Here is a 14,129-nt window from a genome sequence, read left to right as displayed (position 1 = left end):
TACTCTGACATTGCCCGCTGTGCAAGAGGGCAGCCGCGTTTCCGCGCTTAGCTGAACGCGCCCAGGATCAGCTGAAGGCCACCCCGGATGCCCAGATCGACCAAAGCAAAGAATACAGCTGTAAGGGCTGCCATGATGAAAACCATAACCGTGGTCAACAGCACCTCGCGCCGGGTCGGCCAAACGACCTTGGAAACTTCGGCACGGACTTGCTGAATGAACTGAATCGGGTTGGTGGTGGCCATTTGGCGTGTTCTCTCTGCTAGCGGATGGCCCGGACATAGCCGGGCATTGCGGCAATTTCAAGAGCAGTTGGATCAACTCTGCCCTGAGCGGTCAGGGTTTGGGTTTGTCGTCCCACTCATCGTTCAGAATCCGACGCGCATCGCCTTCGGGGTCTTCATACTGGTTCGACCGGACGGTGTAGACAAAGGCGACCAGACCAACGCCGCCCAGCAACAGGGAAATCGGGATCAGGTATGCAAGAACTTCCATCCGGTTTACCTCAGGCGCAGGGCGTTGAGCGACACGGTGATAGACGAGGTCGACATCGCCAGCGCCGCGATCAATGGTGTTGCAAGTCCAATCACCGCCAACGGAACGGCAATCACGTTGTAGACGGTCGCGATGCGGAAGTTTTCGCGAATGCGTTTTGTCGCCTTGACCGCCGTGTCACAGGCGTCCGCGATGGGGGACAGGTCATTGCCCAACAGTACAATGTCTGACGCCACCCGTGCCGCGTCCAGCGCTGACGCCGGTGAAATCGATACATGCGCCGCCGCCAGGGCGGCCGTGTCATTCAGACCGTCGCCTACCATCAAGACATGGTGGCCCTGATCGCTGAGCTCCTGAATGCGCAGCGCCTTGTCCTGCGGCAAAGCCTCGGCAATCCAGTCGGTGATCCCCAGCTTTTCAGACAATGCGCGCACAGCCCCCTGCGAGTCGCCGGACATCAGAACCACATGCTTGCCCGAAGCACGCAACGCGTCGACCGCCTCGGCCGCACCCGGGCGCAACGCGTCCGAGAAGCGGAAAGCCAAAGGTGCATGATCGCCAATCGCCAGCCAAGCTGAGGTTTCATTGCCTTGCTCTGCCCCAATCCAAGCCGCCCGACCCAGACGTACGCGTTGACCACGGTATTCACCTTCGGTGCCGTATCCCGGAACCTCGACGACGCCGCGCACGTTGGCAGGTTTGATCCCGGCCTCACGCGCGGCTTTCGCCAAGGCCACGGACAAAGGGTGTGCCGATGCCTCGGCCAACGCGAGGGCAACTTCGACCTTTGCGCGCGTGTGATCGCCAAGATTGACCAGTTCGGGTGCGCCCGAAGTCAGGGTACCCGTTTTATCGAACACCACCGTGTCGGCCTCGGACAGCCGCTCCAGCGCGGTTGAATGTTTGATCAACATGCCCTTGCGGAACAACCGGCCCGACGCGGCGGTTGTCACCGCTGGAACAGCCAGACCCAAGGCACAGGGGCAGGTGATGATCAAAACCGCCGCCGCGATGTTCAGCGCTGTGCGGATGTCGCCCGAATAAATGTACCAGCCCAAAAAGCTGAGCGCTGAAAGGATATGCACGCCGGGCGCATAAAGCTTGGCCGCCTTGTCTGCCAGCGAAGTATAGCGCGACCGCCCGGACTCAGCGATCGCCACCAGATCCGCCATGCGGTGTAGCGACGTATCCTCACCCACAGCTGTTGCACGGAGTGTCAGGGGACCTGTCAGGTTTACCTCGCCTGCGCTGACCAATTGGCCGGTTTCGGCAAACACAGGCACCGTTTCTCCGGTCAGCAGTGACCGGTCCAGTTCGGACTGGCCAGACATGATCTCACCATCCACGGGCATACGACCACCGGGGCGCACAAGGATCAAATCGCCCACCTTCAGTTCAGCAACCGCGATCTCTTGTTCAACACCATCTACCAAACGGATGGCACGCGGCACCTCAAGCGCCGTCAGCTCTTCGGCGGCAGATCGGGCTGCGGCGCGGGTGCGGTAATCCAGATAACGTCCCGCCAGCAGGAAGAAGGTCAGGGTCAGGGCCGCATCGAAATAGGCATGCTCGCCGCTCAGCGCTGTTTCCCACAGTGATGTAATCAGCGCCAACAGGATCGCCAACACAATTGGCACATCCATATTTAGACGGCGGACGCGCAGCGCGCTCCAGGCATTGGCAAAGAAAGGCTGAGCCGAGAAGGCAATGGCTGGCAGAGCAATCGCGGCAGATATCCAGTGGAACATATCGCGCGTGGCGTCCGTGGCACCCGACCAGACCGACACCGACAACAGCATCACGTTCATAGATGCAAACCCGGCCACCGCCAGGCGCATCAGCAAGTCGCGCCCTGCCTTGTCTGTCTGAGTGGCCGACAAGGCACCCGGATCAAGCTCATGCGCTTCAAAACCGGCTTTCTCAAGCACCGGGATCAGGTCGACAGCGCGTGTTTCCGGCGCAGCCTTGATCATCGCGCGTTTCAGGGTCAGGTTCACCCGCGCATCTTCAACACCGGGATGCGCGTTCAGTTCCCGTTCGACCGTCGCGATACAGGCCGAGCAGTGAATGCCTGGCAAAGACAGGGCAATCTGCACGTCCTCCGGTATGGGCTGGGCGGGTTCCGCCGGGGCCGCAAGGCAGCCCGGGCAGGCTGCGGTACCGGAAGAAAGCTGCGCCGTCATCGCTTATCCCTTCACATAGAGCGGAACGCGCTGCGAGAACTCGGCGCCATCACTGTCCCGCGCCACCAGACGAATGTTCCAGTTGCCTTCGCCCAACGTGGCAGGCGTGGCATAGGCCGTTCCGTCAAAGATGAAATCCGGCGCGAAATCCTCGCGCACATGGGTCGCTCTGCCCACAACGGCGTTCAATTCACTTACCTGAACCGGCGCACCGCTTTCGTCGGTGATGTGAAGGATCAGCAACCCGCCTTTGGTTTCGGCCTGAACAGTCCAACCCAGCGCTTGTTGTACTTTCAGACGCTCGTTGAATTCCTGACTGGCCACGTATGAATTCTTGACCTCAAGCCCAGGGAAGGTCTTGACCGCGCTGTAGGCCAAGACAAGGTTCACGGCGATGATCACGCCAAAGGCACCGACAAACACCGCCAAAGCGTGTTTTCCAGTGAACTTCCGTTCCGACATGATCAGTTCCCCCGTCCGTTAAACGTGGTGTCCTTGTAGGCCCGTTCACCGCTGCTCAGGTCTTCGACCCAGATGCGCACCGGTGTCGAGTCCGCTCCGGCAGGGCGCGAGTCGCGGGACGAGATAATATACACACGGGTCAATTGTGCCGTATCCACCGGAACATTCACAGTGTGCAGGTTCGTACCCTCGATTTCCAGTCGCATTGCCGGATCCCCGGTCAGAGACAGAGTGAACAGACGATCTTCGCCATGTTTGTTACGCAGCCGCACGTCGTAGGTGTTGCGGATCGTACCATCGGACAGGGTCACAAAAGTCGGGTTGCGTACCGGTGCAACAGTCAGATCGATTTCCGAACGGATGAACAGCGCAAAAAGCAAGGCAAAGCCCACCAGCGACCACATGGCCGTGTACATGATCGTGCGGGCGCGGAATACGTGCTTCCATACGTTTTTAGGCGGCTGGCCCGACCGCTCGCGCGTTTCATCGCTGAGGGCCATGTAGTCGATCAGCCCACGAGGCTTACCGATCTTGGCCATCATGTCGTCACAGGCATCAATACAGAGGGCGCAGGTAATGCATTCAAGCTGCTGACCATCGCGAATGTCGATCCCGACAGGGCAGACATTCACGCAGGCCATGCAGTCGATGCAATCCCCCAACTCGGAATCCGCTGTCCGCTTGCCTTTTCCCCGCGGTTCGCCCCGCCATTCGCGATAGCCGACTACCAATGTATCTTCGTCCATCATTGCCGCCTGAATGCGTGGCCAGGGGCAGGCGTAGATGCAGATCTGTTCGCGGGCGAAACCGCCAAAGAGGAACGTGGTGCCGGTCAGTATCAGCATCGTCGTATATGCCACAGGATGCGCATTGCCTGTGACCAGATCCATCAAAAGCGTCGGGGCGTCTGCGAAATAGAAAACCCAGGCCCCTCCTGTCGCCAAACCAATCAGAAACCAGACGGCCCATTTCGTGGCCCGCAGACGGGCCTTGCGGAAATCGAGCTTTTCCTGGCGGTGCAGGCGCAGGCGGGCGTTTCGATCCCCTTCGATCCATCGCTCAACAAGAATGAACAAGTCGGTCCAAACCGTTTGCGGGCAGGCGTACCCGCACCAGACACGCCCAAGGGCCGAGGTGAACAGGAACAGACCCAGACCGGCCATGATCAGCAGACCTGCGACAAAGTAGAATTCGTGGGGCCAGATTTCGATCCAGAAGAAATAGAACCGTCGATTCGCCAGATCCAGCAATACCGCCTGATCCGGCAGACTGGGACCGCGATCCCATCGGATCCAGGGCGTCACATAATAGATGCCCAGTGTCACAATAAGAATGATCCATTTCAGGTTCCGAAACGGCCCTGAGACACGTCTGGGAAAGATCGGTTCTCTGGCTGCGTAAAGGCTGGGGGCGGGATCGGAATCGCTCACTGGCTGGCTCCACAAATGGGTCTTCTGAAGGCGTCTTGTTCCAGATCACGGTCAAGCGAACTTTGACATGGGTCAAAACGCGCATCGAACAAACATCTTTCGCAAGTCAGCCGATCTCAGGCGCGTCGGACCAGACATATTTTGCCCGGTTTTCACTCATTTTAGCAGAAAAACGGCTTTTGTCGCGATACCAGCCCAGTTGCCCGTCTGCCGCACGCCACATGCCGACCAATTGTCGCAGCATGAGACCTTAGTCATCTGAACGCAGCGACCCAGCCCACGCAGCACCAGCCTGTAAGACTGCATAATTGAAATTTGTAGAAAGTGAGCACCGGCTGTTCAGGAAACGCGCGAACAGATGGAACAGCCGGTGCCACAGCCTTCGGGCAGCGAACCGCCCGAAAGTGTTCTTTGTAACTTACTGACCACCGCCCAACTGGTGGACATAAGCGGATACTGCACGGATCTGCGCCTCGGTCAGGCGAGTATCCCAGTTCGGCATGACGCCAAAGCGGCTATTGGTCACTGTTTCGGTCAGAGCCTCTTCGCTGCCGCCATAAAGCCAGATGGCGTCGGTCAGGTTCGGCGCACCTTGGAAGATGTCACCTGTGCCTTCCTCACCATGGCAGGAAGCGCAATTGTCTTCGAAGACAACCTTGCCCGCCTGCGCCGCTGCATCGTCGGTCTGAGCGTTGCTCAGCGACATGACGTACTGCACCACCTGCGTGATTTCATCATGCTCAAGGATTTCTCCGAAGGCAGGCATCTCGGAATAGCGCGCATCGTCGCTTTCTTCGTTCCGGATACCATAGCTGACAGTGTAGACGATATCTTCCATCGTACCACCCCAGAGCCATGCGTCATCCAGCAGGTTCGGGAAACCAGGCGCGCCCTGTGCACCGGAACCGTGGCACTGTGCGCACCAGGTGCGGAATACGGCACCACCAGAGTTCACAGCATATTGCTGAAGTTCAGCGTCCTTCGCGATGTCTTCCAGCGGTGTTTCCACCAACTTGGCGTTCCAGGGCGCATTTGCCTCTTCGAACGCGACCATCTCCTGCTGTACCAGTGCCCGTGAAGACCACCCCATGACGCCAGCGGTTGCTGATTGCACCAATGGCCATGCAGGATACATGATCGTGTAGATCACGCCCCAGACAATGGTCACATAGAATGTCCACAGCCACCAGCGCGGCATCGGGTTGTCGAACTCTTCGATCCCGTCCCAGCTGTGCCCGGTTGTGTTCGGATCACCCGGCTGTTTTTCAGGTGTCTTGCTCATTGCCGCGCCTCCTTGGATGTGGCGGGTTTATCTTGATGCCGGAAGGGGATGTTGGCAGTGTCCTTGTATTCCTTGCTGGCACCGGGACGGAAAACCCAGATGACGATGCCAACGAAGAAGGCGAACAACAACAGCAGCATCCAGCTATCCGCGAACTGCCTGAGAATTGTGTATTCTTCCATCACTATCCTCCTTTAGCGGTTTGCGTCCGGGGTGAAGGTCGAAAAGTCGACCAGCGTGCCCAGCATCTGCAGATAAGCAACCAGCGCATCAGCTTCGGTCAGCTCGGGCTGGCCGTCAAAGTTGCGCACATTGACCTTGTCACCATAGCGCTCCAGCAAACCGTCATAGTCGCTGTCCGGATCGGCCTGAGCGCGGAAGTCAGCTTGCGCATTCTCCAGCATCTCTTCGGTATAAGGCGTACCGACCAGAGCATTTGCGGCCATCACATCACCGATGTATTTGCCGTCAATTTTGCGATGCTCAAGGAAACCGTATTTCGGCATCACCGATTCCGGCACCACGGATTGCGGATCCCGCAGGTGGTCAACCTGCCATTGATCCGAATAGCGGCCACCGACACGCGCCAGATCCGGTCCTGTACGTTTTGATCCCCACTGGAACGGGTGATCGTACATCGATTCCGCCGCCAGCGAGTAGTGACCATAGCGTTCGACCTCGTCCCGCATCGGGCGGATCATCTGGCTGTGGCAGACATAGCAGCCTTCGCGGATATAGATATCACGCCCAGCCATCTCGAGAGGGGTGTAAGGGCGCATGCCCTCCACCTTTTCGATGGTGTTCTCAAGATAGAACAGTGGGGTGATCTGCACGAGGCCACCAATAGTCACGACCAGAAAGCTGAAGACCAGCAGGAGGGTCGCGTTGGTCTCGAGGATCTTGTGTTTGTCGAGAATTGCCATTGCTCCGGCCCTCCTTATTCAGCCGGGACCGCGACGGTCAGGCTGGCCTCTTTGGCCGGCGCTTTCCGCACAGTCATCCACAGGTTGTAGCACATGATCACAGCACCAGCGACGAACAGGACGCCACCCAGAGCACGCACCACATACATCGGGAACTTGGCAGCCACGGTATCGGCGAACGAGTTCACCAGGAAGCCGTTGGCATCCACTTCACGCCACATCAGACCTTCCATGATGCCGGTCACCCACATCGACGCGGCATAGAGCACGATGCCGATGGTGGCGAGCCAGAAGTGCCAGCTGACCATCTGCAGCGAGTACAGACGCTCGCGCTTCCACAGAACAGGCACCAGGAAGTACAGCGCACCAAAGGTGATCATGCCATTCCAGCCCAGCGCGCCTGAGTGCACGTGACCAATGGTCCAGTCGGTGTAGTGGGAAAGGCTGTTCACAGCGCGGATCGACATCATCGGACCTTCAAAGGTGGACATGCCGTAGAAGCCGACCGAGATCACCATCATCCGGATCACAGGGTCGGTGCGCAGCTTGTCCCATGCACCCGACAAGGTCATCAGGCCGTTGATCATGCCACCCCAGGACGGCATCCACAGGATGATCGAGAACACCATGCCCAGCGTCGACGCCCAGTCAGGCAGCGCGGTATAGTGCAGGTGGTGCGGACCGGCCCAGATATACAGGAAGATCAGCGCCCAGAAGTGGATGATCGACAGCTTGTACGAGAAGACCGGACGCTCGGCCTGTTTCGGGATGAAGTAATACATCATGCCCAGGAAGCCCGCAGTCAGGAAGAAGCCCACAGCGTTGTGGCCGTACCACCACTGGATCATGGCGTCTTGCACGCCCGACCAGACGATAACCGACTTCGAACCCCAGATGCTGACGGGGATGGTCATGTTGTTGACCAGGTGCAGCATCGCAACGGTGACGATGAACGCCAGATAGAACCAGTTGGCCACATAGATATGGGGTTCTTTCCGTTTGATGATCGTGCCCAGATAAACCGCCAGATAGGCAACCCAGACGATGGTTAGCCACAGATCGACATACCATTCAGGCTCGGCATATTCCTTGGACTGCGTTCCGCCCAAGACATAGCCTGTTGCGGCCAGCACGATGAACAGCTGATAACCCCAGAACACGAACCATGCGAGGTTACCGCCCCACAGGCGCGCGGCGCTGGTGCGCTGCACCACGTAGAACGAGGTTGCGATCAGCGCGTTACCGCCAAATGCAAAAATCACTGCCGATGTGTGCAAAGGCCGCAAACGTCCGAAATTCAAATACCCTTGAGCCCACTCGAAGTTGAGCACGGGAAAGGCCAGCTGGAAGGCGATGAAGGTGCCTGCCAGAAATCCAACCACGCCCCAGAAGGCCGTCGCGATCACGCCATAGCGGATCACGTCATCCATGTATTCCGCCGAACGGTCGACAAGAATATCTGGCTCATCGGTGTTTCGAAGCGTCCAGATGAACAAGCCGCCGGCGATGATCATCACCAGCAGCGCATGCACCTGATACGCCAAATCGCGTGCATAGTTGGTTCCGATCGCTGCGAATAGCGCGATCAGACCAAGCACGATCAGCTTGATGTAATTCGACATATTGCGTCCCTTTGCCGTGCTCCGCGCGTTATTGATTCTTTTTACACGCGAAACCTATTTGACTGGCTGCCGTTCTGAAGCACGGCGGCTACTACTGCTTTGATCTGTATCAAGACAGTTCTGCGTTTTCTGTGACACGCATTGTAGAGGAAATAGGCCAACTGGTCACATGAGACCAAATGCCCGAAACAAGAGGTCAATATGGCGTACAAATCTCTTCTCACTGTCATGACCGAATCGCAGACAGCACCGGCTGCTCTCGCACAGATGGTCGCACTGGCGGAATCGCAGGATGCCCATGCCGAGGCGCTGTGTCTTGGCGTCGATCGCAGCCAAACCGGTTACTATTACGCCGGAGCCAACGCTCTGATCGTTCAAGAGACACTTGCGCGGGCCAACGCCGAAGCGCAGGAGTTGCTGACATTTGCCCAGGATTTTCTGGGCAAATCCGGCGTTCGCTGGTCCGCTGAACAAGGCGTGGCGCAGATAGCCGATATTGGCAGGCATGTCGCGCATCGGGCGCGCTTTTCAGACCTCGTTGTCTTGCCGCACCCTTACGGCAAGGATCGCGGGGCCGAAGCTGAACCCATTATCGAAGCCGCAATGTTTGAAGGACACTGCCCGGTTCTGGTGGTTCCAGAGGACACCCCGCCACTGAAAGAACCACTCAATGTGATGATCGCCTGGAATGAAAGCGTTGAAGCAATGTGTGCCATACGGCGCGCGCTGCCCTTCCTGAAACAGGCTGAACTGGTCCGAATCGTGGTTATCGATCCGCCACGCCACGGGCCAGACCGGTCAGATCCAGGCGGGATGCTGTCTCAGATGTTGGCCCGTCACGGGGTCAAATGCGAGATCGATGTGCTCAGCAAGACCATGACGCGTGTGTCAGACATACTGAACCGTCATGCGTCAGACACAGAATCGGATATGATTGTGATGGGCGCCTACGGTCATTCGCGCTTCCGCGAGGCCATACTCGGCGGTGCGACCCGTAACATGCTGGAACAGTCATCCGTCCCCGTGTTCCTCGCGCACTGAACTGGGACTCAAAAAATCAAAAGCCGCCCAAGACGGCGGCTTTCGTCATGCTTTGCGGATAAGGCCGATCACAAACAACAGGATCACCGCCCCCAAGGTCGCGAAAAGGATCGACGAAAAGATCCCTCCGGCCACCGAAAAGCCAAGTGCAGGAAAAATCATGCCTGCCAGGAACGCGCCTACGATTCCGACGATTATGTTGCCCAGCAGGCCGAATCCGCGGCCTTCCATGATCTTACCTGACAGCCATCCGGCGATTGCGCCGATAAGAATCATTGCCAAAACACTACTGAAAACCATGCCAAGCTCCTGAGTTTTTCAAAGCCGGGATCGAAAGATCGCGGCAACTGTGTCACGTCACAACGGACAGGGATCAGACCAGAAAGCCGCCATCCGAATCATCACCAGCCTCTTCCATGAGACGACCCAGATCAGGAATTGTTACGTGGCGCTTGCCTTCGAGCGTAATCACACCTTCCTTTTTCAGGGCCGAGATCTGACGGCTGACGGTTTCAAGCGTCAGACCAAGGTAATCCGCCATGGCCTCTCGGGTCAGGGGCAGGTCGAACACAATCGATCCCGTCAGGCCTTTCTGGCTGATCGACGCATCCCGACGCGCGATAATCGACAGCAGGCTGGCGATCTTCTCCCGCGCGGTCTTGCGTCCAAGCACCAGCATCCATTCACGGGCGGCGTCAAGCTCGTCCAATGTCATCTGCAACAGGCGATGCGCGATATGCGGTGTTGTTGCCATCAATTCTTCAAACGGCTTCTTACGGAAACAGCACATGACGACATCCGTGGTCGCCTGCACATCATAGGGCGCTGCCTCTCGCCCGGGGCGGCCGACAAAATCACTGGGCAGCAGCAAACCCACCATCTGGGTCCGGCCGTCTTCCATTGTTTGTGTCAATGACGCGATCCCGGCCACAACCGAGCCCACAAAATTCATCTGATCGCCGCACCAAATGATGGTCTGACCCGCCTCGAAACTGCGGTAATATTTAATGCTCTCAAGCTCTTCCAACTCATCGGCATCACAGCGGGCACAGACGGCTCGATGTCGGATCGGGCAGTCTTCGCAGTTGGAGTGATCAAACTGTGCTTTTACTGTCATGCGCGTTCCCACTTGATCTCCATCAAAGCAACCAAGCTGGCTGTCCCATAAGGGTATCGCCATGACAGTGAAACCACAATTGGCAAAGCTTGGACTTTTTGACGCGAAAGTACCACGTTACACAAGCTACCCCACCGCCCCCCACTTTAGCAACGATGTGGGAGAGGACACGTTTGGCGACTGGATTTCGGGCATCAAACCCGGCAGCGCCATTTCCCTATACGTCCATGTTCCGTTCTGCCGCAGGCTGTGCTGGTTTTGCGCTTGCCGGACACAGGGAACGCAAACCGACAACCCGGTTATTGCCTATGTGGACGTTCTGAAAGCCGAGCTGGATCTGCTTGCAGCACGCTTGCCCGAGGGTGTGGTGCTATCGCGTCTGCACTGGGGTGGCGGCACGCCAACCTTGCTGAACGCGCAACTGATGCGCGAACTGGCTCAGCATATACTTGGTATTGTGCCGATGGGGCCTGATGCCGAATTCTCGGTCGAGATCGACCCGAACGAAATTGATGAGGCCCGTCTGGACGCGCTGGCCGACGCGGGTATGAACCGTGCCTCTATCGGAGTGCAGGATTTCGACGACGAAATCCAGAAAACCATCGGTCGCATTCAAAGCTACGACACCACACGCGACGCCATCGATATGATCCGCGAACGTGGCATCACTAGCCTTAATGCCGATATCCTCTACGGATTGCCACATCAGACCAAAGCGCGCATGACGGAAAGCGTGCAGAAATTGCTGTCGCTCAGCCCGGATCGCGTGGCGCTTTACGGCTATGCGCATGTACCCTGGATGGCCAAACGCCAGCAGATGATCCCGTCGGACGCACTGCCCACGCCTGAACAACGGCTCGAACTGTTCGAAACAGCCCGGCGTTTATTCCTGTGGGACAAATATGCCGAGATCGGCATCGATCACTTTGCCACGCAGGATGACGGCTTGACCCACGCGTTGAATGCTGGCCGTCTCAAGCGGAACTTTCAGGGCTATACCGACGATCAGGCCGACGTTCTGATCGGTGTCGGAGCCAGCTCAATCTCGCGCTTCCCGCAAGGCTACGCCCAGAACGCGCCGGCTACGTCGGCCCATACCAAAGCCATTCGCAACGGGCAGTTTTCAACCTCACGCGGTCATCTGTTCAAAGGTCAGGACATTCTGCGTGCACGCTTGATTGAGGCGCTAATGTGCGATTTCAAGATCAACACGGCGGAAATTCTGCGGGATCACGATGTATCTGCCACTGAACTGGACGAGATGTATCGCGCTGCCAATGCGTCTTTCGACGGGCTACTGCAGATCACCGAAGACGGGCTATTCGTACCGCCCGAAGCGCGTGCGCTGACTAGAATGATCGCTCGCAGTTTTGATGCCTATGACCTCAGTAAAGCCGGGCACAGTTCGGCCATCTGATCTTTTTCTGCGGGCAGCATTTGGCCCGTGACGCGCATAACACATCAGGGGCTTGACGCGCGCCTGCGGTTTTTCCCACACTCATGCTGTAGGGTGAAGTTTCACTCTGCACCCTGAGGCGGGCAAATACAGACAATCCTTGTCGTCGCAAACGCGTCGGTCAGTCCCTTTCGTGCAGCCATTCTGCAACCTGAAAGAGGGACAACACTCATGCGCGTTTTCACCGTCCTCGGGCCCAGCCAATCGGGCAAGTCTACCCTGGTCGAGGCCATCAGCCGCCTCGACGGGCGCCCCACCACATTCGATGTTTCCGGAACCGTGCACTTGCACGGTTTTTCTTACTTGGACGAGCCATGGTGCGCGATCGACGTTGATGGGGGCGGCGATGCGCTGGCCTATGTCGGGCCTGCAATGGCCATTTCGGACGCGGCCGTCGTGGTTGTACCCCCCGATCCCAATGCCGCCGTTCTGTGTGCGCCTTACTTGCGACTGGCGGAAGAAGCAGGCATCCCCTGCTTTCTGTTCATCAACCGGATGGATAGCCCCAATGGCCGTATCCGTGACATTATCGCTGCCCTGCAAACATACTGCACCCATCACATCGCCCTGCGTCAGGTGCCGATCCGCGAAGGAGACACGATCATCGGTGCGGTCGATCTGATTTCGGAACGGGCCTGGAAGTATCAGGAAGGCCAACCCTCGGCCCTGATCGAACTGCCTCAATCCGTCGAAAACCGCGAACAGGAAGCCCGGACCGAGCTGCTGGAAACCCTGTCTGATTTCGACGACCATCTGTTGGAACAGCTGATCGAAGACAAACAGCCGCCAAGTGACGAGGTTTATGATCTGGCCGCGCAGGTCCTGCAAAATCACCAGTTGATTCCTGCGTGTCTGGGGGCCGCGAGCCACGGCAACGGATTGACCCGCCTGATGAAAGCACTGAGGCACGAAGCACCTGAGTTTAATATCGCAGCCGGGCGGGACGAAGCCGCGGACAGTGCGCGTGCCATTGCTGGTTTTGCTGACGTCAAAAAGCACATCGGAAAGATCGTCGTTTTGCGAGGCCTCGGGGATGGCGTGAAAGCGCACGAGGCTTTGGGGGGCGAGACCGTCGGAAACCTGACAACGCTGGATGCCAAGACCCAAATCGCCACGCTGGAAGCTGGGCAGATTGGCCTGGCGGTGAAATCCGATCACCTTAACCCTGGCTATATTTACGATAGCAATTCAGCGACGGAATTGCCGGAATGGGCGGCCTCACACCCGGTCGCGCATCGGCAGATCGTCTCACCTGCGCATGAGCGGGACGATGTGCGCCTGTCCAACGCCATGAGCCGTCTGGCCGAGATCGACCCCGGCCTGCGCTTGCAGCAGGACGAGCTGAGCGGTCATTTGATCCTTGGATCACAGGGGCCGCAACATATGCGCCGGGTGACAGCCAAGCTGGCCCAGGACTTTGGAATCGAGATCGAAGCGGACCAGGTCGAAACCGCCTATCGCGAAACCATTCGAACACCTGTCGAGTATCGCCACCGTCATCGCAAACAATCCGGTGGGGCCGGGCAGTTCGCGGATGTGGTGATCTCGGTTGCGCCTCTTCCGCGCGGATCGGGGTTCCAGTTCGAAGAGGTGGTCAAGGGCGGTGCGGTGCCCAAGAACTACATCCCCTCCGTCGAACACGGTGCCAAGGACGCGCTGGAACAAGGCCCCGAAGGCTTTCCCGTGGTCGATGTGAAAGTCACCCTGAGCGACGGTAAACACCATAACGTGGACAGTTCGGATTACGCCTTCCGTACCGCAGGTAAGAATGCCGTACGCGAAGCGCTGCCTCAGGCCAAACCGGTGGTCCTGCAACCAATCCTGACCGCTGAAATTCACCTGCCATCCGATTTTGTGGGCGATCTCGTGCCAACAATCAGCTCGCTACAAGGGCAGGTTCTGGGATTTGAAGGCAATCCCAACGCATCAGGCTGGGAAATCTTCAATGCTCAGATTCCTGCCGTTTCCGAGGATGAACTGCATCGCACGCTCGCCAGTGCCACGCGAGGAACCGGTTGGGTGAAGCTGAACTTTGACCACTATGAAGAGCTGCGTGGGCCAGTGCCGAAAGCCGCGACCAAAGAAAAGGCAAGCGCGTAATGGGCTGAAGAAGGCGGG

At 57.9% G+C, this 14,129-nt stretch carries 15 protein-coding genes; 3 read left to right on the top strand and 12 right to left on the bottom strand.

Going from position 1 to position 14,129, the window contains the following annotated elements:
• Positions 1-47: 47 nt before the first annotated feature.
• From secE to ccoN, 10 genes are all read right to left on the bottom strand, one after another.
• Positions 48-245, bottom strand: coding sequence for a preprotein translocase subunit SecE (gene secE / locus ALB80_RS15600; protein WP_050605011.1), 198 nt, complete (start codon positions 243-245; stop codon positions 48-50).
• Between the two features lie 91 nt (positions 246-336).
• Positions 337-495, bottom strand: coding sequence for a cbb3-type cytochrome oxidase assembly protein CcoS (gene ccoS / locus ALB80_RS15595; protein WP_008757036.1), 159 nt, complete (start codon positions 493-495; stop codon positions 337-339).
• 5 nt (positions 496-500) lie between these two features.
• The gene (locus ALB80_RS15590; RefSeq protein ID WP_050605010.1) at positions 501-2,678 is read right to left on the bottom strand and encodes a heavy metal translocating P-type ATPase; all 2,178 of its coding nucleotides are present in this window, start codon (positions 2,676-2,678) and stop codon (positions 501-503) included.
• A 3-nt stretch (positions 2,679-2,681) separates the two neighbouring features.
• Positions 2,682-3,140, bottom strand: a complete 459-nt coding sequence (locus ALB80_RS15585; protein ID WP_050605009.1) for a FixH family protein — start codon at positions 3,138-3,140, stop codon at positions 2,682-2,684.
• Between the two features lie 2 nt (positions 3,141-3,142).
• The gene (gene ccoG / locus ALB80_RS15580) at positions 3,143-4,570 is read right to left on the bottom strand and encodes a cytochrome c oxidase accessory protein CcoG (protein ID WP_050605008.1); all 1,428 of its coding nucleotides are present in this window, start codon (positions 4,568-4,570) and stop codon (positions 3,143-3,145) included.
• A 106-nt stretch (positions 4,571-4,676) separates the two neighbouring features.
• Positions 4,677-4,814, bottom strand: coding sequence for a hypothetical protein (locus ALB80_RS22225; protein ID WP_157054225.1), 138 nt, complete (start codon positions 4,812-4,814; stop codon positions 4,677-4,679).
• A gap of 174 nt (positions 4,815-4,988) precedes the next feature.
• Positions 4,989-5,852 (bottom strand): cytochrome-c oxidase, cbb3-type subunit III, encoded by an 864-nt coding sequence (ccoP, locus tag ALB80_RS15575; RefSeq protein ID WP_050605007.1) that lies wholly within the window; start codon positions 5,850-5,852, stop codon positions 4,989-4,991.
• Positions 5,849-6,034: a CcoQ/FixQ family Cbb3-type cytochrome c oxidase assembly chaperone gene (locus ALB80_RS15570; protein ID WP_050605006.1), complete on the bottom strand. Its 186-nt coding sequence runs from the start codon at positions 6,032-6,034 to the stop codon at positions 5,849-5,851. Before ALB80_RS15570 ends, ccoP begins: the two co-directional genes overlap by 4 nt.
• Before the next feature lie 12 nt (positions 6,035-6,046).
• The gene (ccoO, locus tag ALB80_RS15565; protein ID WP_050605005.1) at positions 6,047-6,775 is read right to left on the bottom strand and encodes a cytochrome-c oxidase, cbb3-type subunit II; all 729 of its coding nucleotides are present in this window, start codon (positions 6,773-6,775) and stop codon (positions 6,047-6,049) included.
• Between the two features lie 14 nt (positions 6,776-6,789).
• Complete coding sequence (gene ccoN / locus ALB80_RS15560; protein ID WP_050605004.1) at positions 6,790-8,397, bottom strand: cytochrome-c oxidase, cbb3-type subunit I; 1,608 nt, start codon at positions 8,395-8,397, stop codon at positions 6,790-6,792.
• Between the two features lie 201 nt (positions 8,398-8,598).
• Here ccoN and ALB80_RS15555 point away from each other — a divergent pair, with 201 nt between their 5' ends.
• On the top strand, positions 8,599-9,438 hold the full coding sequence (locus tag ALB80_RS15555; RefSeq protein WP_050605003.1) for a universal stress protein: 840 nt from the start codon (positions 8,599-8,601) through the stop codon (positions 9,436-9,438).
• A 45-nt stretch (positions 9,439-9,483) separates the two neighbouring features.
• Here the strand turns inward: ALB80_RS15555 and ALB80_RS15550 are convergent, their stop codons facing one another.
• Entirely contained in the window at positions 9,484-9,738 is a 255-nt protein-coding gene (locus ALB80_RS15550) for a GlsB/YeaQ/YmgE family stress response membrane protein (RefSeq protein ID WP_050605002.1), read from the bottom strand.
• Positions 9,739-9,811: 73 nt separating this feature from the next.
• Positions 9,812-10,555 (bottom strand): transcriptional regulator FnrL, encoded by a 744-nt coding sequence (gene fnrL / locus ALB80_RS15545; protein WP_050605040.1) that lies wholly within the window; start codon positions 10,553-10,555, stop codon positions 9,812-9,814.
• A 61-nt stretch (positions 10,556-10,616) separates the two neighbouring features.
• On the opposite strand from fnrL, the gene hemN reads away from it, so the two are divergent.
• On the top strand, positions 10,617-11,972 hold the full coding sequence (gene hemN / locus ALB80_RS15540) for an oxygen-independent coproporphyrinogen III oxidase (protein ID WP_050605001.1): 1,356 nt from the start codon (positions 10,617-10,619) through the stop codon (positions 11,970-11,972).
• 210 nt (positions 11,973-12,182) lie between these two features.
• A complete protein-coding gene (locus ALB80_RS15535) occupies positions 12,183-14,111 on the top strand; it encodes an elongation factor G (RefSeq protein WP_050605000.1) in 1,929 nt (642 codons plus the stop codon).
• Positions 14,112-14,129 lie beyond the last annotated feature (18 nt).

The sequence above is a fragment of the Ruegeria sp. 6PALISEP08 genome (genome assembly GCF_001238295.1).
Lineage (GTDB): Bacteria > Pseudomonadota > Alphaproteobacteria > Rhodobacterales > Rhodobacteraceae > Ruegeria.
The sequence above is the reverse complement of the archived record's forward strand: the minus strand, read 5'-3'. Positions and strand labels throughout refer to the sequence as shown.